The following is a 21054-nucleotide window of genomic DNA, read 5'->3' on the forward strand; positions in this document are numbered from 1 at the left end:
TCGATCCAGCCGCACAGCCGTTGATGAATCAGGCGAGCCGGGTCGGTTTGGAGCGCCCGCACCTCGGCCATCTCGATGCGGGTATACGGGCGACGCCCAAGAATCGCCTCTGCAATCTGAGGATTCAGCGCGACGAATAGCCGTCCGTCCTCCTCGTCGAAGGCGTAGCTCATCAGGTGAAAAGACCTTTGCCTGCTCTCCTTGGTGACGACCACCGTCACGTTTGCCATGCGCAGCAAGCTCGCCTTGATCGCCCTGATATGTCGCCGCCATCGGTCAAGCCGATTTCGCATAGCAGGCTGGTCATACTCTCTCTCACGACCAGCGCATCCTGCCCTACCGCGTCGAACTTCGGCTCAAGGAATAGACGGAGTTGCCTCGGCAAGTCCGCTGTTGGCTCTGGCGTCAGGATGATGCCCTTCGGCCCTCCAAGAGCCACAAGACCTTGCAGCAGCCGCATGTCATCTGCACCAAGAGGCTCGAAGCCGACGAACCGCGCTTGTTCATTCTCGGCGTAGTGATACGTCACGTCGAGCTTGAGCTTCTTCCGTTCGCCGCGCTTGAGACTGCGGAACAAACCGGGGACCAAGCAGTGCATTGGATCGTGCCTGGCATGGGTAAGGTCAAAAGCCATCGCCTCGCCTCCGACCATCACGTCTTTCCTCATTCCTGCTGGCCTCATACAGCTCCACCGGCACCAGCACGCCGCCGGCGTGCCGCATGTACCAGCGATCAAGCGGCGTGGCGTCGTAGTTCTGCTTGCTGACGCCGAAACGCACGAAGTAGCCGCGCCGCTCATCGCCGATGGGCTGCCGGTCATGGGCGCGGTCGCTGAGGCGCTTCGCCTCGTCCTCAGTCATGCGGGCGACGTAACCGCACCACCTGGCGTTGTCGATCAGCGCGGACGCGCCACGCGCGGCCTGCTGCTGGTCGGTCAGCCCTTCGCGGGCACTTCCCTTGCTGACGTGGTGCAGGTAGAGCACGGATGCGCCCGTGGTAGCCGCAACCTGCTCCAGCACGGCCACGAGGTGGGCCATGTTGCCGTTGCTGTTCTCATCGAGGGCGTGGATGCGGCTCAGGGTGTCCAGCACGATCAGCCTCGCCCCAGCGCTGTACTCGATGACGCGGCGCAAGTGAGCCTCGTCCATGACATTCAGTCGCTTGCCCATGATCGGTTCAAGCGCAAGGTTCTCTGCGATGGCTTGGCGTGCCGCGTGTCCGAGGTGCTGACCGATGGCGTGAATGCGCCGCACAAGCGCGGGCGGCGGGTCTTCCCCGGCCAGATAGACCACTCGCCCGGTGTGCGCGGGGGCCAGGCCCACGAGGTCGCCGCCGGCAACGCTGCATGCGATGCTCATGGCCGCTTCCAGCGCCCAGAAGCTCTTACCCGTGGCCCCTGGGGCGACGAGCGCGCCGACGGTTCCCGCGAGGAAGCCCGGCCATATGAAGTCCAGCGCCGGCGGTTCGCACTCGAACGCCGCCAGCACGTCAATCGCCACGACTCAGCTCCCCGTTCCGTACAGGGATTCGTCGCTCAGCACCTCGGCGATCTGCGAGGTTCGGAAGTAGACCCGCCGGCCGATCTTCAAGCGGGCCTTGTTGATCCGCTGCGTCCATTCGTTCGTCGCACGCAAGCTGATCCGCAACCCATCAGGCGAACGATCCAGGACAGTGGCGAGCTGCGCGATGCTCAGCAGCGGGCCGAAGCGTTGCAGCAGCGTGTCTTCCATCGTCATTGCGTAAACCACCGTTATCAACTGAATTGCAACGAAGGTTACGCAGCGCCAGGCTTGATGGCAGCTTATTAGTTGGCAATAATGGTTGACATGGAAAACGAAGAGCACGCAAAGAAGCGCCTTGGTCGCTACTACATCCCCATCTGGGAAGGCTGCGACCCCACCGTTTCTCAGTCCATCAAAGATTTCCGCGAACGTTGGAAGCCATACTCCACGTCTTCGCGACGCTACCCCATCGGGCGACTGATCCAGGAAGTGATCGATCCTGCTGTAGCCGCCTACATGGCAACCCTTCCAGTACGTTACTCGGGCTACGTCCCCGGCGCCGGCACGGGTGTGGGCTTCAGCGCGATCATTGGACTGGTAGGACTTGACGCGATGGTTCGCGTGCAGCGCCAGTTGCTACGCCAGTTCATCAAAACGGAAGACCGACAGACACCAAGGGATCATCGCTTTACCGCGACCCTCGAAGCCTTGATCGAACTGGTTTGCTGCTGTGCCAGCAAACGCCCGCAAACGTCTGCCCCCGCTCAGGGCGTCAGTCTCAATGCGCAACGGAAACACGGCTTCTGCGACTTTTGCGGAGAGCTGACGGAGTTTTCCGCGTTCATGGCCAACGTTGCGGAGCAGCAGGTCAACGATGCGGAGCTTGAGAATCGCAAGAAGCTTGAACTTAGTCACCAGTATTGCGAGGGGCATCGACCCAAGCTAACGAATGGCGAATGGAACCCCGCATACAGACAGGCGAAGCGATCACTCGCGCAGTTTGAACTTGAGCTGGCCAGGCTCAGCCTGCAATGCGCAAAACCGGCAACGCCGCAAGTGAAATCGGGAGATCAACTCGTTGACGGCTACTTCTTCCACTATGTCATGCGCCAGACGTTGCAACCGGCAGACAAAGCGGAACTGCGCAACCAGGCGCGGCTGATGGTGGACTCGAAGCTATCCGATCGCAAGAAGCAGATCTTGATGCTCCAGTGTTCTGGACTCAATCAGTCGGAGATTGCGCGAAGGTTGGGCATCGAGCGCCAAGCGGTATCGAAGGCGCTGGCATCAATCCCCGCAATGTTTCACTTGAAGAAGAAGCGTCCCATCCGCTGATTTCTTTTGGCGTCAACCAAAAGGGTCAATCATTAGGCCGAATCGATCCGCATTGACAGGCACCATCAGGCACATATTCGCAAGTGACTGAAGAGGCCAGGGGATGCAAGCAGCCACAAGTAAGACACTCATCAACCGGAAAAAGCTACTGGCGATGATCCCGCTGTCTGAGCGAACGATCTTCAACATGGAACAGCGCGGGGAGTTCCCGCGCCGGATCGCACTCACCAGCCGAAACGTCGCCTGGGACTTGGCAGAAATCGAGGAATGGATCGAGGCACGCAAGTCATCGGGCACGCAGGCCATGCGGCCCGGCTTCACCCCGTCGGTCGCAGCCACCGCTTTTTAGCCGCTAAAACGCCGCGCCCCTCAAGTGTCAATGACAGCCGAGGCCAAGGTCGCTGTTCTGGAGGCGCTGCCTACCTGCCCTCCTCTGACTTAAGCCTTCGACCGCTTGAGCGTCCATTCGTCGATCATGTCCGCCCAGTCCTGCAACATCGCCGTCCGCTGCTCGCGGTACTCGGCCTTGTTGTAGACGGCCCTGACGCCTCTCTGTTCGTGCGCCAGACACTTCTCGATCCAGTCCGTGTTGTAGCCAGCCTCGTGCAACAACGTGCTGGCCGTGCGCCGCAAGTCATGCGGCCCGAACTTGGCGAGCGGCTTTCCTTCCTTCTGCGCCAGCCGATACGTCAGCGTCAGCACCTGGTTGAGCGTAGCGCTGCTCATGGGTAGGTCCGAGTCGTACCGCGACGGCAGCACGTAGTCCGATCCACCGGCGAAGGTTTTCAGGGCAATGAAGATGTCCAGCGCCTGGCGGGACAGAAACACCAGGTGCGGATTGCGCCGCTTCATCCGCTCCTTCGGGATCGTCAAGAGTGCGTCGCTGAAATTGATCTCGCTCCAGGTCGCGTTGGTCAGCTCGCTCTTGCGCACCATTGTCAACAGCAGCAGCTTGGCCGCCGCCCGAATGGATGGAGCTGTGCCAATGCGCTCCATGTACTGGTACATCAGGCCGATCTCGTCGGGCGTCAGCGCACGGTCGCGCGGCTCGAATTTGGCGATGGACGTTGGGCGCACCAGCTCCGCCGGGTTCTCGACCTTCTGGCCACGCTCGATGGCCCAGCGATAGACCTGCATCACCACCTCGCGGACATGCACTGCCGTTGCCGGCGCGCCGCGCTCCACGATGGCATCGGTCAGTGCCCGCAAGTCCTCGTGGGTAATCTCCACCAGCTTCTGATTGCCGAATTTCGGTTTCAAGTCGCGCTCGTAGACTGAGCGGCGCATGTCGCGGGTGGAGTCGGCCATTTGGTAGCCGCGCAGCCACTTTTCCGCCCAGGCCCCGAACGTCTCCGCGCCCTTGACGCGGGCCTTATCCCGCGCCTTCTCCTTGGCCGGTGACTTCCCGGCCGCAACCATCTTCTTGGCCTCGCCCAACCGCTCGCGGGCTTCCGCCAGGGTGATGCCGCCGACACCGTAGCGGCCGAAGGTGATGGTCTCCTGCCTACCGTGGATCGAGTAGTTGTAGCGGAATGAGATCGCTCCGGCAGCCGTGACGGCTACATAGAGGCCGTCACGGTCATTCACCTTGTAGAGCTTGTCCTTCGGCTTGAGGTTGCGCAGCTTGGTATCGGTCAGCATGGTTCTCGCCCTGATTCAGCTCAAATACCATGATCCGAAAATCGGTCTATCCTGGCGTAAAAAAAACAACAAAATCATTGTTTTACGCCAATTCAATACCATGAACATCCGCAAGGTGATTGCATGGTATCGGCGACTTCTCATGGCATAGAAGCATTCAATGCCATCCATCATGCCATGAAGAAACGGTGCTTGGCGATGCCAAATGTTGCCAGGCAGTGCCGAACTAAATCAAAAAAAAGCCCGCATTGACACGGGCTTAGGTGTGTTTTGATGTCACTAGGTGCCAGCCAGTGCCAGACGCAGAATCACTCCCACTCGATCGTCGCCGGCGGCTTGCCGGAGATGTCGTAGACCACGCGCGACACACCACGCAGCTCGTTGATGATGCGGTTGCTCACGGTGCCGAGGAAGTCGTACGGCAGGTGCGCCCAATGCGCGGTCATGAAGTCGATGGTCTCCACCGCGCGCAGCGCGATCACCCATTCGTAGGCGCGGGCGTCGCCGACCACGCCGACCGACTTCACCGGCAGGAACACGGCGAAGGCCTGGCTGGTCTTGTCGTACAGGTCGGCCTTGCGCAGTTCGTCGATGAAGATCGCGTCGGCCTTGGCCAGCAACTCGGCGTACTCGCGCTTCACTTCGCCCAGGATGCGTACGCCCAGGCCGGGGCCCGGGAACGGGTGGCGATACACCATGGTGCGCGGCAGGCCGAGTTCCACGCCAAGGCGACGCACCTCGTCCTTGAACAATTCGCGCAGCGGCTCGACCAGGCCCAGCTTCATGTGCTCGGGCAAGCCACCGACGTTATGGTGGCTCTTGATCACGTGCGCCTTGCCGGTCTTGCTGCCCGCCGACTCGATCACGTCCGGATAGATCGTACCCTGCGCCAGCCACTTGGCATTGGCCAGCTTGTTGGATTCTTCGTCGAAGATCTCCACGAACAGGTTGCCGATGATCTTGCGCTTGGCTTCCGGGTCGCTGACGCCTTCAAGCTTGGCGAAATAACGGTCGGCGGCGTTGACGCGAATCACCTTGACGCCCATGTGCTCGGCGAACATCGCCATCACCTGGTCGCCTTCCTGCCAACGCAGCAAGCCGGTATCGACGAACACGCAGGTCAGCTTGTCGCCGATCGCCTTGTGCAGCAGCGCGGCCACCACCGACGAATCGACGCCGCCGGACAACCCAAGAATCACTTCATCGTCGCCCACCTGTTCGCGCACGCGCGCGATCTGGTCCTCGATGATGTTGGCCGCGGTCCACAGCGTCTGGCAGCCGCAGACATCCACCACGAAGCGACGCAGCAAGGTCTGGCCCTGCAAGGTATGCGTCACCTCAGGATGGAACTGCACGCCGTACCAACGCTTGGCTTCGTTGGACATGGCCGCCACCGGGATGCGGTCGGTCGTGGCGGTAATGGTGAAGCCCGGTGGCACCTGCGACACGTGGTCGCCGTGGCTCATCCATACATTCAGGCGCGAGGCGCCGGCGTGGTCGGTGAGGCCGGAGAACAAGGCATCTGCCGCCACCACGTCCACTTCGGCATGGCCGAATTCGCGTTGATCCGCTGCCTCGGTCGCACCACCCAATTGCGCGGCGAGGGTCTGCATGCCGTAGCAGATACCGAACACCGGCAGGCCGCTATCGAACACTTCCTGCGGCGCCACCGGTGCGCCCGGCGACGTGGTCGACTCCGGGCCGCCGGACAGGATGATGCCCTTGGCACCGAAACCGGCAATCTCCGACGGATCGTGATCCCACGCCCAAATCTCGCAGTAGACCCCGATCTCGCGAATACGCCGCGCAATCAGCTGGGTGTACTGCGCACCGAAGTCGAGGATGAGGATCTTGTCGGTATGGATGTTGGTCATTGAGAGCCGGGAATCGAGAATCGGGATGAGGGAATCGAAACAGCAAACGCAGCGCCGACCGCTATCGGATGAGGAGGCGGCGGGCTCTTACGATTCCCGATTCGCGATTCCCCATTCCCGGTTAGCCGGCGCGATAGTTCGGCGGCTCTTTGATGATCTGCACGTCGTGCACGTGGCTTTCGCGCTGGCCGGCGCCAGTGATCTTGACGAACTTGGGCTTGGTCCGCATGTCTTCGATGGTGGCGCAGCCCACGTAGCCCATGGTCGCGCGCAGGCCACCGATGAGCTGATGGATGATGCCGCCGACCGGCCCGCGATACGGCACGCGGCCCTCGATGCCTTCGGGAACCAGCTTGTCGGCATCGGAGGCATCCTGGAAGTAGCGGTCCTTGGACCCCTTTTCCATCGCACCCAGGCTACCCATGCCGCGGTAGCTCTTGTAGCTGCGGCCCTGGAACAGTTCGACCTCGCCCGGCGCTTCTTCGGTACCGGCCAACAGGCCGCCGACCATCACCGTCGAGGCACCGGCCACCAGCGCCTTGCCGATGTCGCCGGAATAGCGGATGCCGCCATCGGCAATCAAGGGGATGCGGTCCTGCAGCGCTTCGGCCACCATGTCCACCGCAGTGATCTGCGGCACGCCCACGCCGGCAACCACTCGCGTGGTGCAGATCGAACCCGGGCCCACGCCGACCTTGACCGCGTCCGCACCGGCATCCATCAACGCCAATGCCGCATCGCCGGTGACGATGTTGCCGCCGATCACCTGCAACTGCGGATAGGTCTTCTTGACCCAAGCCACGCGATCGATCACGCCCTGCGAATGGCCATGCGCGGTATCGACAATCACCACGTCCACGCCGGCTGCGGCAAGCAGCTCGATGCGCTGCTCGGTATCGCCGCCCACGCCCACCGCCGCGCCCACCAGCAAACGCTTGGCGCTGTCCTTGGCGGCATTGGGGTTGTCGGTCTTCTTCTGGATGTCCTTGACCGTGATCAGGCCGCGCAGCTCGAAGCTGTCGTTGACCACCAGGACCTTTTCGATCCGGTTGCGATGCAGCAGCTCGAGCACTTCCTCATCGCTGGCGCCTTCGCGCACGGTAATCAGGCGGTCCTTCTTGGTCATGATGTGCCGGACCGGATCGTCGAGCTTCTTTTCGAAGCGCATGTCGCGGCTGGTGACGATACCGACCAGTTCGCTGCCATCCACCACCGGCACGCCGGAGATGTTGCGCGCGCGCGTCAGTGCCAGCACTTCGCCGATGGTCGTGTCGGGGCTGACGGTGAACGGCTCGGTGATCACGCCGGATTCGAACTTCTTGACCCGTGCCACTTCGCCGGCTTGCTGCTGCGGGGTCAGGTTCTTGTGGATGATGCCGATGCCGCCCAGCTGGGCCATGGCCACCGCAAGACGGTGTTCGGTCACTGTGTCCATTGCCGCCGACAGAATCGGCAGTTTCAGGCGCAGGTCGCGCGTCAGCCGGGTTTCCAGGCTGACGTCCTTGGGCAGGACGATCGAATGAGCGGGGACGAGCGAAACGTCGTCGTAGGTGAGAGCTTCAGCCTGGATGCGTAGCATCGGCGGACCCGAGTTTTGGGGAAGCGCGGCATTTTAACGCATTGGGGCCAGGATGGGGGAGTCGGGATTCGCAACAGCGCGCCCTGCACCGTCCGCCGTTCGCTTGTTTGTCAGGATGCCGATGGCCGGCCGATCCCGGATGCAATCCGGATCGGCCGACGCGTGCGCTTGGCCGCTGCGGTTAACCAATCCCCAATCCCGAATCCCCACTCTCGGCGGCATCGGCGGCCTCGATGGTGTTCTGCATCAGCGTGGCCACCGTCATTGGCCCTACCCCGCCCGGCACCGGGGTGATCCAGGCCGCGCGCTGCGCGGCGGCGTCGAAGCCGACGTCGCCCACCAGGCGGCCATCATCGAGCCGGTTGATGCCGACATCGATCACCACCGCGCCCGGCTTGACCCATTCGCCCGGAATCAGGCCCGGGCGGCCCACCGCCACCACCAGGATGTCGGCATTGCGCACGCTCGCTTCCAGCACATCGGGCGGGGTGAATTTGTGGCAACTGGTGACCGTGCAGCCGGCGATCAATAGCTCCAACCCCATCGGCCGGCCCACGTGGTTGCTCACCCCCACGATGGTGGCGTTGCGGCCGCGCACCGGTTGGTCGGTATGCCCGAGCAAGGTCACGATGCCGCGCGGCGTGCACGGGCGCAGCCCGAATTCGCGCAAGGCCAAGTGCCCGACATTCTGCGGATGGAATCCGTCCACGTCCTTGCGCGGGTCGATGCGCTGAATCAGCCGGTTGGCATCGGGGATGCCCGGCAGCGGCAGCTGGATCAGAATGCCGTGGATCTTGGGGTCGGCATTGAGCTCATCGATCAGCGACGCCAGCTGGGCTTCGCTGGTGCCCTGCGGCAGGTCGTAATCGAAGGCTTCGATGCCGACCTTCTCGGCCGCGCGCCGCTTGTTGCGCACATACACCGACGATGCCGGATCGCCACCGACCAGCACCACCGCCAACCCGGGTCGCGCCTTGCCGGCGGCCAGCCGCGCATCCACCCGCAGCTTCAATCCGTCGAGCAATTCCTCGGCAATGCGGCGACCATCGAGAAGGCGGGCCGAAGCGGAGGCAGCTGGCGCAGAAGCGGTCATGGGGCGTCAGGTGTAGAGTCGAAGGCCGTCTATTGTCCCCGATTCCGCCATGACCGACACCACCTCACGCACCGATTCAAGCACCACTTCGATCGAAGCGGCAGCATTTCGCCGTCTCTTGCAGCATCTCAACCAGGACCGTACCGATGTGCAGAACATCGACCTGATGATTCTCGCCGGCTTCTGCCGCAATTGCCTGGGCGACTGGTACCGCGAAGCGGCCGAAGCGCAAGGCCAGGCCATGACCAAGGAACAGGCGCGCGAAGCCGTTTACGGCATGCCATTTGCCCAGTGGAAACAGCAGCATCAGAAAGACGCCACGCCCGAGCAGTTGGAAGCCTTCGCCGCCGCCCAGCGCAAGCATGGCTAGTAGGCATCGGTGAGCGCGCCTGCCAGAACGTCCCGTCAATCTTTGGCGGGATGTGGGCGCACTGAGGAGCCGGAGCGCCCGAGCGATCCGTACCGCATCGAGCAGGGGTGGCGCACCCGACGCCTGCGCAGGCGTGTGTGCCCGCTCCTGGCGGCCAACAAGACCTAGTGAGCAGTCGTCCAATCGCGGCTATCGCGCCGGACGACTGGCGCACCGCATCGCGCACTGGCCATGCCGCGGAGCGCCTGCGCAGCGGTTTGTGGGCCGCCCTTAGTCGCGCGTCTGTGTCTCTGCTGGCTCAGCCTGCGGCACCGCATCGGGATTCAACGTGCGGCTGCCGCGACGCGGCCGCGTGAACGGCGTGGGCCGGGGCGCGGTCGGCACGGTGTTGCCATACATCAGCTTGGCTCCGGCGCGTGCATCGCCGGCAGCAATCTCCAGTTCGAAACGCTCGGCATCGCGGCGGCGGATCTGACGCGAAATCATGCCGGCTTCGTCCTCGTCCACCCCCAGCTCCACCAGCGCCACTTTGCCGAAGAGCACCGCCGACTCGAAGGTCTCGCGGATCTGGTAATCCACTCCCGCAGCGACCAACTGCAGCGAATGCTGGCGGTCGTACGAACGCACCAGCAGCTTGGCATGCGGGAACTCGCGCGTTGCCAGCTCGACGATGCGATTGGCCGCCTCCTGGTTGTCGACGCACACCGCAATCGCACGTGCGCTGTGCGCGCCGGAGGCGTGCAACACATCGAGCCGGGTGCCGTCGCCGTAGTAGATCTTGAAACCAAATTCTTCCGCGCTCTGGATCATCTCGATGTCGTTATCGATGATGGTCACATCCACGTCGCGCGCCAGCAGCGACTGACTGGCCACCTGTCCAAAGCGCCCGAAGCCGATGATCAACACGCTGCCGGTCTGGCCACTGGCTGCTTCCACGCCATCCAGCGAGACCGCCGCCGCCGGCGTCAGCCGCCGTTGCAGCAGCACGAACAATGGCGTCAGTGCCATCGACAACACCACGATCGCGGTCAGGCTGGCATTGACCTGGGCATCGATGACGCCGGATGCCGACGCGGCGGCAAACAGCACGAATGCGAATTCGCCGCCTTGCGCCATCAACACACCACGGTCCAGCGCCTGGCGATGGTCGCTGCGCATCAGCCGCGCCACCGCATAGATGCACACGCCCTTGCCCACCATCAGGGCCAGCACGCCCACCACGATCAGGCGCCAGTCCGCCGCCACCACGCGCAAGTCCAGGCTCATGCCGACACCGAGAAAAAACAGCCCCAGCAGGATGCCGCGAAAAGGTTCGATATCCGCTTCGATCTGATGCCGGAACGTGGACTCGGACAACAGCACGCCGGCCAGGAACGCCCCCATCGCCATCGACAGCCCGCCCACCTGCATCAACAGCGCGGCGCCCAGCACCACCAGCAATGCCGCTGCCGTCATCACCTCGCGCGCCTTGGATGCGGCCAGGATGCGGAACAAGGGATTGAGCAGCCAACGCCCGGCCGCCAGCAAGCCGACGATGCAGGCCAGACCGATGCCGATTCCCTGCCAACGCTGCGATGCCGCCTGCGGGTCGCCGCTGGCTCCCATCCAGGCCACGATCGCCAGCAACGGCACGATCAACAGGTCTTCGAACAGCAGGATCGCCACGATCTTCTGCCCCGGCGGCAAGGCGACGTCGCCACGCTCTGCCAAGAGCTGCATCACCACGGCAGTGGATGTCAGCACGAAACCGGACGCCGCCACGAAGGCCACCGGTAGCGCAAAGCCGAGCAACATGCCGACGCCGGTCAACACCAGCGCGCAGACCGCGATCTGCAGCGTGCCGAGTCCGAAGATTTCCTTGCGCAAACTCCACAGGTGCGAGGGGCGCATTTCCAGCCCGATCACGAACAGAAACATCACCACGCCCAACTCGGCCACATGCAGGATGGCTTGCGGCTCGTTGAACAGGCCCAACCCGAACGGACCAATTGCCAGTCCCGCCGCCAGATAACCCAACACCGAGCCCAGGCCCAGACGACGGAACAACGGGATTGCCACCACGGCAGCGCCGAGCAGCACTACCACGTTGATCAGCTCACTGGATTCGGCAGGTTGGCTCATGCCCGGATTCTGGCGGCACTTGCGCGGCCCCAGCCTGCATCAGGGTGCGCATCTTCGTCCCCGCTTGGGCTTGCCAAGCCGAGCTCTGCCGGCGCGGCAAAGCATACGGCAAGCCCCTAAACGACGAACGACGCCAGCTGGCGTCGTTCGTGGAAACAGCGATCAGGCAACACTCAGCCGCGCGCGTCGGCCTGGGCCAGTGCATTGCGCAGGATTTCCTTCGCTGGGCCGCCATGCTTTTCGTGCTCAAGCGCGAAATGCACGGTGGCTTCGATCAGGCCGATGTGCGCGCCGCAATCGAAACGGCGACCTTCGAAACGGAAGGCATCGACCTGCTCTTCCTTCAGCAACTCGGCAATCGCATCGGTAAGCTGGATTTCGCCGCCCGCGCCTGCACCGGTGGCTTCGAGCAGGTCGAAGATCTTGGGGCTCAGCACGTAACGACCGACCACGGCCAGGTTGCTTGGCGCGACTTCCGGCTTGGGCTTTTCGACGATCGCGTTGATGCGGCCCTTGCGGCCGTCGAACGCGTCGGTGGAAACGATGCCGTAGCTGGCGGTCTTGTCGTGCGGCACGTCTTCCACGGCGATCACGCTGCCGCCCGAGGCCTCGGCCACATTGGCCATCTGGGTCAGCGCAGCATCGCCGCGGTTCCACATCAGATCGTCCGGCAGCAACACCGCGAACGGCTCGTCACCGACAACGGCCTTGGCACACAACACCGCATGGCCCAGGCCAAGCGCCTCTGCCTGCGTGACAAAAATGGCGCGGACGCCCTCGGGCAATGCATGGCGCACCAGCTCCAGCTGCTCCAGCTTGCCTGCGCGCTCCAGCTTCTGCTCGAGCTCATAGGCTTTGTCGAAGTAGTCGGCAATGGAGTGCTTGTAGCGGTTGGTAACGAAGATCAGCGTATCGCAACCAGCCTGGATGGCTTCGTCGACGGCGTACTGGATCAATGGCTTGTCGATGATTGGCAGCATTTCTTTCGGCACTGTCTTGGTTGCCGGAAGAAAGCGGGTCCCAAGACCTGCGACGGGGAATACGGCCTTGCGAATACGCTGGCTCATTACAGTCTTCTGACCTCACGTGCGGGGAATGGAACGACCGTATCAGATCGCGCGTCGACTTTCCGTCGAGCAGCCGCGAAATCCGGCATCAGGCTACCCAATACAGTCTCCATCGCGTTGATGTCATAGCGGTTAACGGCCTCACGCAAGCGCGTCACCAGCTGCAGCACCTGCTCATGCGAGAACTCGCGCACACCGGCTTCCAGAATCTTAGGGTGCGCGGTGGGACGATAGTCTTCGTCGGAATAGAACAGCGTCTCATGCAGCTTCTCGCCCGGCCGCAGGCCGGTATAGAGAATCGCCACGTCCTTGCCCGGCTGCTTGCCGGCCAGACGGATCATCTGCTCGGCAAGCAAGCGAATCGGCACCGGCTCGCCCATGTCCAGCGTATAGATCGCACCATGCGATGCAGATGCAGCCGCCTGGATGACCAACTGGCAGGCTTCGGGGATGGTCATGAAGTAACGCGTGACATCCGGATGCGTCACGGTCACCGGCCCGCCCTGGCGAATCTGTTCGCGGAACAACGGCACCACGCTGCCGGCCGAATCCAGCACGTTGCCGAAGCGCACGGTGATGAAGCGCGTCGGCGCATCGCGTGCGTCAAGGCTCTGGCAGATCATTTCTGCATAGCGCTTGCTTGCGCCCAGCACATTGACCGGCTCGACCGCCTTGTCGGTGGAAATGAAGACGAACGTCTCGATACGTGCCCGCTGGCAGGCGCGCGCCACGTTCTCGGTCGCCAGCACGTTGTTGCGAACCGCCTCGCGCAACTGCTCTTCCAGCAACGGCACCTGCTTGTACGCAGCCGCATGGAAGACCGCGTCCGGCGTGGCAGTATTCAACGCATGCGCCACGACCGCCGGGTCGCCGCAATCGCCCAACACGCGCACCACTTCGATATCCGGAAACAGCCGGCGCAGATCCGAGTCGATGGTCAGTAGCGCCAGCTCGTCGATTTCCAGCAGCACGATCCGGCGCGCGCCATGGCGTGCGCACTGGCGGCAGACTTCCGAACCGATCGAACCGCCGGCGCCGGTCACCATCACGGTCTTGTTGGTCAGCCAGTCGCGGATCAGGCGCCAGTCGGGCGTGACCGGCTTGCGGTTGAGCAGGTCCTCGATCGCGACCTCCTTCAACTCGCCCGGCAAGGAGCGCCCCTCCAGCACGTTGATCAGCTTGGGCACCATGCGAAACGGCAAGCCGGTGCTTTCGCAAATCGCGACCACGCGCTGCATGCCGGAGGCATCCAGCGATGGAATCGCGATCACCAGTAATTTGGCAGCAGTCTCTTTGGCAATCGCGGCGGCCTGGTCCAGATTGCCCAGCACATTGAGGCCCTGGATCTTGGCGCCATGCAGGTTGCTGGCATCGTCCAGATAGCCAATCGGCACAAACGCGCCGGTACGGCGAAGATCGCGCACCAACCCTTCGGCGGCGCGCCCGGCGCCGAGGATCAGCACGCGCTGCCCCGCATCACCGGAATGCGCGATCTGGTAGTCCTTCCAAGCGCGATACAGCAGACGCGGCGTACCCAGCATGGCCGACAACGCAAAGGGATAGACCACCAGCACCGACAGCGGCACGCCATCCAGACGGTCGTACGCCAACGCCAGCACGATTGCGACCAATCCGAGAAAACTCGACTTGAAGATGTTCCACAGGTCCGGCACCGAGGCGAAGCGCCACAACCCGCGATACAACCCCATCTTCCAGAACACCAGGCCCTGCGCCACCAGCACCACCGCGGTGCGCCAGTCCCACAGCGGCAGATCCGGCGCGTCGCGTAGCATCGAGTAGCGGCCGGCATGCAGGAGCTGCCAGCATACCCACACCATCAGCAGATCATGTACCACGACCGCTATCTGCGGCAGGGCCTTGGTCAAACGGTCACGCCAGGAAATCATAAAAGTCCATTAGTCAGGAATTGCGCAATCCATCGCGCAGAAAATGCCAGATTGCAGTGGTGCCCATGCCCCATGCCAGCGCGCCGGACACCTGCAGCCAGAACGGATCATGACGGATTAACAGGTACAAGCAGACGGCAATGAGGCTGAAAGCGAAATAAACGCACGTTACCGGGACGTGCGTCTCAAGATGGCGCGCCAGACGTTGATAGACGTGCTGGGCATGCGGCTCCCACCAGCGTTGCCCGGAAAGCATGCGAGCAAGCAGTGTGAAGCCGGCGTCTACAAGAAAGACCGTCAACGGGAACCAGCTGATCCACCAGCTCACCTGACCACCCGCTACGTTCAGCGCCAATAGCGCCGCCAGTACATAGCCGAGCGCACCGCTGCCGCCATCGCCCATGAAGATGCGTGCACGTGGGAAATTGAACGGCACAAACCCAAGGCACGCCGCTGCAACCGCCAGACCTGCCCACGACCAACCGGCAGGCGCCACCAGCGAGAATCCGAGCGCGGCCAACGCCGCCTGGGTGCTGGCCAGCCCATTGATGCCATCCATGAAATTCCAGACATTGATCAATACCACGGACGCAGCGGCAGTCAGCAATCCATCCCACACGCTGCCCGTGTCATGCCAAACCAAGGCGCCCAATGCCGCCGAAGCGGCCAGGTGAATCGAAAACCGCAGCCTTGCCGAAAGCGGACGATGATCGTCCCACCACCCTACGCCGGCCACGGCGATCAGGCCCGCTGCGAACCAGCAGACCGTCAGCCGCGACGTCGGCCACAGCGCGCAAGCTGCAACGCAGCCCAGCAAGATCGCCGCCACAATTGCCATACCGCCGCCGCGCGGGGTAGCGACCACGTGGCTACGCCGTTCACCGGGATGATCGAGCAGGCGGCGGTGCAAGGCATAGCGCCGCAGCCCCCAGGTCCCCAGTGCCGCGACCAGCAGGTGCAGCGCGCACCACAGCCACGCCATCAGACCACCGCGTAGTTCAACAGCGGTTTGACCGTACCCCATTCCTTGCAGCTCGGGCATTGCCAATGATGCGTCTTGGCACCGAAGCCGCAGCGCGTGCATCGGTAGCTCGGATTGCGCACTAGCAATTGGTCGGTGATGTGCTTGAGGTCCTGCAAGGTGCCGACCGGGTCGCTTCCCTCGGCCAGGGTGAGATCGATCAACGCCGACTCACCACGCACCGACGGCCGATCCTTGAGCTGGCGGCCAAGATAGGCCAGCGCAGGCGCGACGCCATCCTGGGCTTCCATCAACTGGGTCAGCGCCAGCACCGGAGCGATGCCGCGATAGTGCTCGGTCATCTCCGACAGGAAGTTGCGCGCCCCAGCGATATCGCCGACCCGTCGATACGCGGCCATCAATGCAGGAATGATCTCGGGCAGGTATTCCGGATCATGCCGGGCCGCCCGTTCGAAAGCGCGCACTGCCGCTTCGTCGTGACCGCGCTCGGCTTCGATGCGCCCTTCCAGAATGCCGGCGCGCACGGAGGTGCCATCGGCCTGGTAGGCACGTGCGATGGCTTGTAGCGCATCGTCGGTCTTGCCCAGGCCGCGATAGCGATCAGCCAGTTCGCATTCGAATTGCGAGATCAGTTTGCCCATCGGCTCGCCGGTCACTTCTTCATAGCGGGTGGCGTTGTCGATCGCCTTTTCCCAATCGCGCTCGGCCTGATAGATGCCGATCAGATGGCGCAGCGCCTGCGGCGCACGCTGGTCCAGTTGCGCCAACTCGGTAAAGACCGTTTCGGCACGATCCAGCAGACCCGACTTCATGTAGTCCTCGCCGAGCGCCAGCAGAGCCTGGACGCGCTGCTGATCGGTCAGGTCGCCACGCTGCACCAGGCCCTGGTGCAGGCGGATCGCACGGTCCACTTCACCACGGCGACGGAACAGATGCCCCAACGCGACCTGGGTCTCGAAGGTTTCCTTATCCAGTTCGGCGATATGCAAGAACAGCTCGATCGCCTTGTCCGGCTGCTCGTTGAGCAGATAGTTCAACCCACGGAAATAAGTACTGGAAAGACGACTGACCTGCGTGTCGCCATGGCGTTGGCCGCCACGACGGCCCACGATCCAGCCACCTAGCGCAGCCAGCGGCACGAACAGGAAGAACCAGATCCACTCGGTCAGAAAGTCCATACGTCGTTACAGTCCATCGATGGGGCGCGGCTCGACGGTCGCAGGCGTGACAGGCCTGGCGTCGCCGCGACTGACCGCAACAGCCTTGTTGGCCTGGCGCAGTTTGGAATAGAGGGGAATGACCACACTGACCAGCACCATGCCGGCACCGATCAACACACCGACCAGCAGCGCGACGATGATCGCGACGCCTGAACTGGTATGCACGCTGGAGAACAGGAAGTCGAGCGTGACGTCCTGGCAATTGACCGCACCGATGATCAGACCGACCAACAGGAAGGCCAACATCACCAGCAAGCGAAGCACCTTCATGGCGAGACTCCGTCGGGAAGCATGCTAGCTTAACCGAGACGACATAAACGCAGCGCCAGACGGGCTTCAGTCTGCCGTATCGACCACATCCACGGGCACCACGGAGCTGACCCGCTCACGCAATTCCTTGCCCGGCTTGAAGTGGGGAACATGCTTGCCCGGCAGCGCGACCGACTCGCCGGTCTTGGGATTACGTCCCAGACGTGGCGGACGGTAATGCAGCGAAAAACTGCCGAACCCGCGAATTTCGATCCGATCGCCATCGGAGAGCGCCTGCCCCATCATTTCCAGCAGCGACTTCACTGCCAGATCCACGTCGTCCGACTTCAGATGCGCTTGGCGTCGCGCCAGGATTTCAATCAATTCGGACTTGGTCATGGGAAGACTTGCTTTTTTCGACTGACACATCGGAATCGGCCCGGGCAAGCCCGGGCCGATCCATTACGCTCTTGCGAGCGCTACGCGCTTACTCGGACTTGTTGTTGTTCAACTGTGCACGCAGCAGCGCGCCCAGCTGAGTCATGCCGCCCGACGCGGAGGCGGACTGGTAGTCCTCCAACGTTTCGCGCATTTCGGCATCGTCCTTGGCCTTGATCGACAGCTGCAGGGTGCGGCCCTTACGGTCCATGCCCACGAACTTGGCTTCGATCTTGTCGCCGACCTTCAGGTGCTGAGTGGCGTCGTCGACGCGCTCGTTGGCGATGTCGCGTGCAGCGACGTAGCCTTCGATGCCATCGGCCAGGTCGATCGTGGCGCCCTTGGCATCCACTTCACGCACCACGCCTTCGACCTTCGAGCCCTTCGGGTTGGACGCCATGTACTGACCGAACGGGTCCTGCTCCAGCTGCTTGACGCCCAGGCTGATGCGCTCGCGCTCCGGGTCCACTGCCAGCACCACGGCTTCCAGCGTGTCGCCCTTCTTGTAATTGCGCACGACATCTTCGCCGGTGGTGTTCCAGCTGATGTCGGACAGGTGGACCAGACCGTCGATGCCGCCGTCCAGACCGATGAAGATGCCGAAGTCGGTGATCGACTTGATCTGACCGGACACCTTGTCGTTCTTCTTGTGGGTGGCAGCGAAGGTTTCCCACGGATTGGCGGCAACCTGCTTCATGCCCAGCGAGATGCGGCGACGCTCCTCGTCCACGTCCAGGACCATGACTTCGACTTCGTCACCGACCTGCACGACCTTGGACGGGTTGACGTTCTTGTTGGTCCAATCCATCTCGGAGACGTGCACCAGGCCTTCCACGCCCGGCTCGATCTCGACGAACGCGCCGTAATCGGTGACGTTGGAGACCTTGCCGAACACGCGGCTGTTGGCCGGGTAACGACGCGCGATGTTGTCCCACGGATCTTCGCCCAGCTGCTTCAGGCCGAGGCTGACGCGGTTACGCTCGCGATCGAACTTCAGCACGCGCACGTCCAGCTCGTCGCCGACGTTGACCACTTCGGACGGATGGCGCACGCGCTTCCAGGCCATGTCGGTGATGTGCAGCAGGCCGTCGATACCGCCCAGGTCCACGAACGCGCCGTAGTCGGTCAGGTTCTTGACGACACCCTTCAGGATCGCGCCTTCCTGCAGCTTGTCCATCAGCTGCTCGCGCTCTTCCGAGTGCTCGCTTTCGACCACTGCACGACGCGAGACAACGACGTTGTTGCGCTTGCGGTCCAGCTTGATCAGCTTGAACTCAAGTTCCTTGCCTTCCAGGTAGGCCGGGTCGCGCACCGGGCGCACATCCACCAGCGAACCGGGCAGGAACGCGCGGACATCCTTGATGTCCACGGTGAAACCACCCTTGACCTTGCCGCTGATGCGGCCGGTGATGGTTTCGTTCTTTTCCAACGCTTCTTCCAGCTCGTCCCACACCATCGCGCGCTTGGCCTTCTCGCGCGACAACACGGTTTCGCCGAAGCCGTTCTCGATGGAATCGAGGGCGACCTTGACCTGGTCGCCTACGCCGACATTGATCTCGCCAGCGTCGTTACGGAACTGCTCGATCGGCACGATGCCTTCGGACTTCAGGCCAGCGTTGATCACCACCACGTCGCCGCGGACTTCCACGACGGTACCGGTGACGATGGAGCCCGGCTTCAGCTTCGCCAGATTGGCTTGGCTGGCTTCGAACAGTTCTGCAAAAGATTCTGTCATTTGAATTTACTCAGTTGAACACACGGGCGCCGATTGTCGGGGTGCGACAGATGCGAACCGCCCAGCCTGTTGGTCGACTCCGGACAGCAAGTCGGTTGGAAGTCATAGAACCGCCACGCAGGATGCGCGACGGAGCTTTGGAACGCCTTACGGTCGGCGGGACAAACCCGCTTGCCAAACGCTTACGACGGCGCACGGTCTGCGAGCAACCCGACCACACGCTGGACGACATCTTCGATTCCCATTCCGCTGGTATCGATCAGCACGGCGTCTTCGGCCGGCCGCAATGGCGCCACCACCCGCTGCGCATCACGGGCATCACGGGCCATGATCTCGCGCAGCAGGTCGTCAAAGATAACCGAAACACCCTTTTCCATCAACTGTTTATGGCGACGGCCCGCACGTTCTTCGGCACTGGCGGTCAGAAACACTTTGTAGGCCGCATCGGGGAAGATCACCGTGCCCATGTCGCGCCCGTCGGCAACCAGGCCGGGGGCGCGCCTGAATGCGCGTTGGCGCTCTTTCAGGGCGCTGCGCACCTCGGGAATGGCGGCAATGGCCGAGGCCAGCGCGCCGGTCGTTTCCAGGCGCAGCTCACTGGTCGCATCTGCGCCATTGACCAGCACGCGCAGCCCTGCCTCGCCCGCATCGTCGAACTCCACCCTGGTGTCGAAGGTGCAACGCACCAGCGCTGCCGGGTCGGAGACATCCAGGTCGGCCCAGCTCGCCGCCACACCCACCGCGCGATACAGCGCACCCGAATCGAGGTAATGCCAGCCCAGCCGGGCGGCCACGATCCGGCTCACGGTGCCCTTGCCGGCACCGGAAGGGCCATCGATGGTGAGAACGGGCGACAGGTCGGTCATTCAGGTTTCCGGAAGGTCATCAGCGCGTAGTGTAGCGCCGCTCGCAGCGATCGCGCTGCAACCACTTGAAAGCACGACGAAAAGCCGGTTAGAATCGCCGGCTTAATTCCGGGTGCACCCTCGATCGTGGGCACTCTTCCATCGAATCCAACCGTTTACGCCGAGGTGTGCCATGAAAGTCCTGTCCTCCCTGAAGTCTGCGAAGACCCGTCACCGCGACTGCAAGGTGGTCCGCCGCCGCGGTAAGGTCTTCGTGATCTGCAAGTCGAACCCGCGTTTCAAGGCGCGTCAGCGCTAAGCCTTCGCGGCGCGTGCAAGACCCGAGAAAGCCGCCTCCGGGCGGTTTTTTCTTGGCCGCTGCTTCACCGTGGTTGCCATACGGATCTACCGCCGGCCTGCCCACGCAGGACATCGCCGTCCCTGGGCTAGGGCGCCCGGGCAATCGCGGCCCCGCCAGGTCAGCCGTGTCGCAACAGCGCCTGTCGTCGTTTTTTGCTGTAATCACCATCTGAAATCTTGTCCACTGGGGAGTAGATGACATGCGTAACCGTTTGTTTGTGATGCCGCCGGTCGTACTGACAATCGCGCTGATGGGGATCAGTGCCGTCGCTTCGGCCGATACGTTGCTGGTCGACCGCGCACAGCAGAAGCCTGCCGCTGCCCTGCCCTTGCGCGGCGAGAGCATGAGCCAGGTCGAAGGCCGCTACGGCGCGCCGCAGGAAAAGCTCGACCCACGTGGCGGCCAGAAGCGCCAATGGCCCACCATCCATCGCTGGGTGTATCCGGCCTTCACCGTGTACTTCGAAAAGAGCAAGGTGATCGACGTAGTGGCCAACAAGGCCGATGTCAACGAGATTGGGCCCAAGCCGCCGATCCGCTGAGGCGTCGGTGACGGCTCGACCGGAGGTTTCGGCATCCGGTCTTCGCACGCCGGCCGTCACGATTCGCATCGCAAGGTGCACCAGGCGTCAGCAACCGGACATGCGTTGCTGCGATGCTGTTACAAGGCCGGCGCGGCGATCAGCGCCTGGATCGCAAGCGCCCGCATCCACGTGCGGGATATCGATGAACGTGC

The 21054-nt window shown here is 62.9% G+C and carries 22 protein-coding genes; 5 read left to right on the plus strand and 17 right to left on the minus strand.

Going from position 1 to position 21054, the window contains the following annotated elements; genetic code table 11:
* The 4 genes from repC (LN450_RS23360) to LN450_RS16465 form a co-directional block, all read right to left on the minus strand.
* Window positions 1-230: replication protein C, IncQ-type (gene repC / locus LN450_RS23360; protein WP_425510389.1), on the minus strand; the 230-nt coding region annotated here is incomplete at its 3' end.
* Window positions 218-634, minus strand: coding sequence for a replication protein C, IncQ-type (repC, locus tag LN450_RS23365; RefSeq protein WP_425508944.1), 417 nt, complete (start codon window positions 632-634; stop codon window positions 218-220). The genes repC (LN450_RS23365) and repC (LN450_RS23360), both read right to left, overlap by 13 nt.
* Complete coding sequence (locus LN450_RS16460; protein WP_011347653.1) at window positions 624-1499, minus strand: helicase RepA family protein; 876 nt, start codon at window positions 1497-1499, stop codon at window positions 624-626. The genes repC (LN450_RS23365) and LN450_RS16460 overlap by 11 nt, the downstream gene beginning before the upstream one ends.
* Window positions 1500-1502: 3 nt before the next feature.
* The gene (locus LN450_RS16465) at window positions 1503-1736 is read right to left on the minus strand and encodes a hypothetical protein (protein ID WP_041855061.1); all 234 of its coding nucleotides are present in this window, start codon (window positions 1734-1736) and stop codon (window positions 1503-1505) included.
* Between the two features lie 81 nt (window positions 1737-1817).
* Here LN450_RS16465 and LN450_RS16470 point away from each other — a divergent pair, with 81 nt between their 5' ends.
* Window positions 1818-2837, plus strand: coding sequence for a LuxR family transcriptional regulator (locus LN450_RS16470; RefSeq protein WP_041855062.1), 1020 nt, complete (start codon window positions 1818-1820; stop codon window positions 2835-2837).
* Window positions 2838-2940: 103 nt separating this feature from the next.
* Complete coding sequence (locus tag LN450_RS16475; RefSeq protein WP_011347655.1) at window positions 2941-3186, plus strand: helix-turn-helix transcriptional regulator; 246 nt, start codon at window positions 2941-2943, stop codon at window positions 3184-3186.
* Window positions 3187-3275: 89 nt separating this feature from the next.
* Here the strand turns inward: LN450_RS16475 and LN450_RS16480 are convergent, their stop codons facing one another.
* From LN450_RS16480 to folD, 4 genes are all read right to left on the minus strand, one after another.
* On the minus strand, window positions 3276-4478 hold the full coding sequence (locus LN450_RS16480; RefSeq protein ID WP_011347656.1) for a tyrosine-type recombinase/integrase: 1203 nt from the start codon (window positions 4476-4478) through the stop codon (window positions 3276-3278).
* Between the two features lie 308 nt (window positions 4479-4786).
* Window positions 4787-6352 carry a glutamine-hydrolyzing GMP synthase gene (gene guaA / locus LN450_RS16485; protein WP_011347657.1) on the minus strand — a complete coding sequence of 522 codons (1566 nt, stop codon included), beginning with the start codon at window positions 6350-6352 and terminating at the stop codon, window positions 4787-4789.
* Window positions 6353-6473: 121 nt separating this feature from the next.
* Window positions 6474-7931, minus strand: coding sequence for an IMP dehydrogenase (guaB, locus tag LN450_RS16490; protein ID WP_011347658.1), 1458 nt, complete (start codon window positions 7929-7931; stop codon window positions 6474-6476).
* A 181-nt stretch (window positions 7932-8112) separates the two neighbouring features.
* Window positions 8113-9024: a bifunctional methylenetetrahydrofolate dehydrogenase/methenyltetrahydrofolate cyclohydrolase FolD gene (gene folD, locus LN450_RS16495; protein ID WP_011347659.1), complete on the minus strand. Its 912-nt coding sequence runs from the start codon at window positions 9022-9024 to the stop codon at window positions 8113-8115.
* Between the two features lie 49 nt (window positions 9025-9073).
* On the opposite strand from folD, the gene LN450_RS16500 reads away from it, so the two are divergent.
* Window positions 9074-9394, plus strand: a complete 321-nt coding sequence (locus LN450_RS16500) for a DUF1244 domain-containing protein (protein ID WP_008572376.1) — start codon at window positions 9074-9076, stop codon at window positions 9392-9394.
* Window positions 9395-9664: 270 nt separating this feature from the next.
* On the opposite strand, the gene LN450_RS16505 is transcribed toward LN450_RS16500, so the two are convergent.
* From LN450_RS16505 to cmk, 9 genes are all read right to left on the minus strand, one after another.
* Window positions 9665-11515 (minus strand): monovalent cation:proton antiporter-2 (CPA2) family protein, encoded by a 1851-nt coding sequence (locus tag LN450_RS16505; RefSeq protein WP_011347660.1) that lies wholly within the window; start codon window positions 11513-11515, stop codon window positions 9665-9667.
* A 173-nt stretch (window positions 11516-11688) separates the two neighbouring features.
* A complete protein-coding gene (gene galU, locus LN450_RS16510) occupies window positions 11689-12582 on the minus strand; it encodes a UTP--glucose-1-phosphate uridylyltransferase GalU (RefSeq protein ID WP_008572379.1) in 894 nt (297 codons plus the stop codon).
* Window positions 12582-14489, minus strand: coding sequence for a polysaccharide biosynthesis protein (locus LN450_RS16515; protein ID WP_011347661.1), 1908 nt, complete (start codon window positions 14487-14489; stop codon window positions 12582-12584). Before LN450_RS16515 ends, galU begins: the two co-directional genes overlap by 1 nt.
* Before the next feature lie 13 nt (window positions 14490-14502).
* Entirely contained in the window at window positions 14503-15471 is a 969-nt protein-coding gene (locus tag LN450_RS16520) for an MraY family glycosyltransferase (RefSeq protein WP_011347662.1), read from the minus strand.
* Window positions 15471-16649: a lipopolysaccharide assembly protein LapB gene (gene lapB, locus LN450_RS16525; RefSeq protein ID WP_003489647.1), complete on the minus strand. Its 1179-nt coding sequence runs from the start codon at window positions 16647-16649 to the stop codon at window positions 15471-15473. Before lapB ends, LN450_RS16520 begins: the two co-directional genes overlap by 1 nt.
* Window positions 16650-16655: 6 nt before the next feature.
* Window positions 16656-16961: a LapA family protein gene (locus LN450_RS16530; protein ID WP_008572386.1), complete on the minus strand. Its 306-nt coding sequence runs from the start codon at window positions 16959-16961 to the stop codon at window positions 16656-16658.
* A 66-nt stretch (window positions 16962-17027) separates the two neighbouring features.
* Complete coding sequence (locus LN450_RS16535; protein WP_008572387.1) at window positions 17028-17339, minus strand: integration host factor subunit beta; 312 nt, start codon at window positions 17337-17339, stop codon at window positions 17028-17030.
* Between the two features lie 88 nt (window positions 17340-17427).
* Window positions 17428-19113, minus strand: coding sequence for a 30S ribosomal protein S1 (rpsA, locus tag LN450_RS16540; protein ID WP_011347664.1), 1686 nt, complete (start codon window positions 19111-19113; stop codon window positions 17428-17430).
* Window positions 19114-19295: 182 nt separating this feature from the next.
* The gene (cmk, locus tag LN450_RS16545) at window positions 19296-19979 is read right to left on the minus strand and encodes a (d)CMP kinase (RefSeq protein WP_008572390.1); all 684 of its coding nucleotides are present in this window, start codon (window positions 19977-19979) and stop codon (window positions 19296-19298) included.
* Between the two features lie 172 nt (window positions 19980-20151).
* Between cmk and ykgO the strand changes: the two genes are divergently transcribed.
* On the plus strand, window positions 20152-20277 hold the full coding sequence (ykgO, locus tag LN450_RS16550) for a type B 50S ribosomal protein L36 (RefSeq protein ID WP_005913193.1): 126 nt from the start codon (window positions 20152-20154) through the stop codon (window positions 20275-20277).
* 241 nt (window positions 20278-20518) lie between these two features.
* Window positions 20519-20860: a hypothetical protein gene (locus LN450_RS16555; RefSeq protein WP_011347666.1), complete on the plus strand. Its 342-nt coding sequence runs from the start codon at window positions 20519-20521 to the stop codon at window positions 20858-20860.
* The last annotated feature ends 194 nt before the right edge of the window (window positions 20861-21054 follow it).

The sequence above is a fragment of the Xanthomonas euvesicatoria pv. euvesicatoria genome (assembly GCF_020880415.1).
In the GTDB taxonomy this organism is placed as follows: Bacteria; Pseudomonadota; Gammaproteobacteria; order Xanthomonadales; family Xanthomonadaceae; genus Xanthomonas; species Xanthomonas euvesicatoria.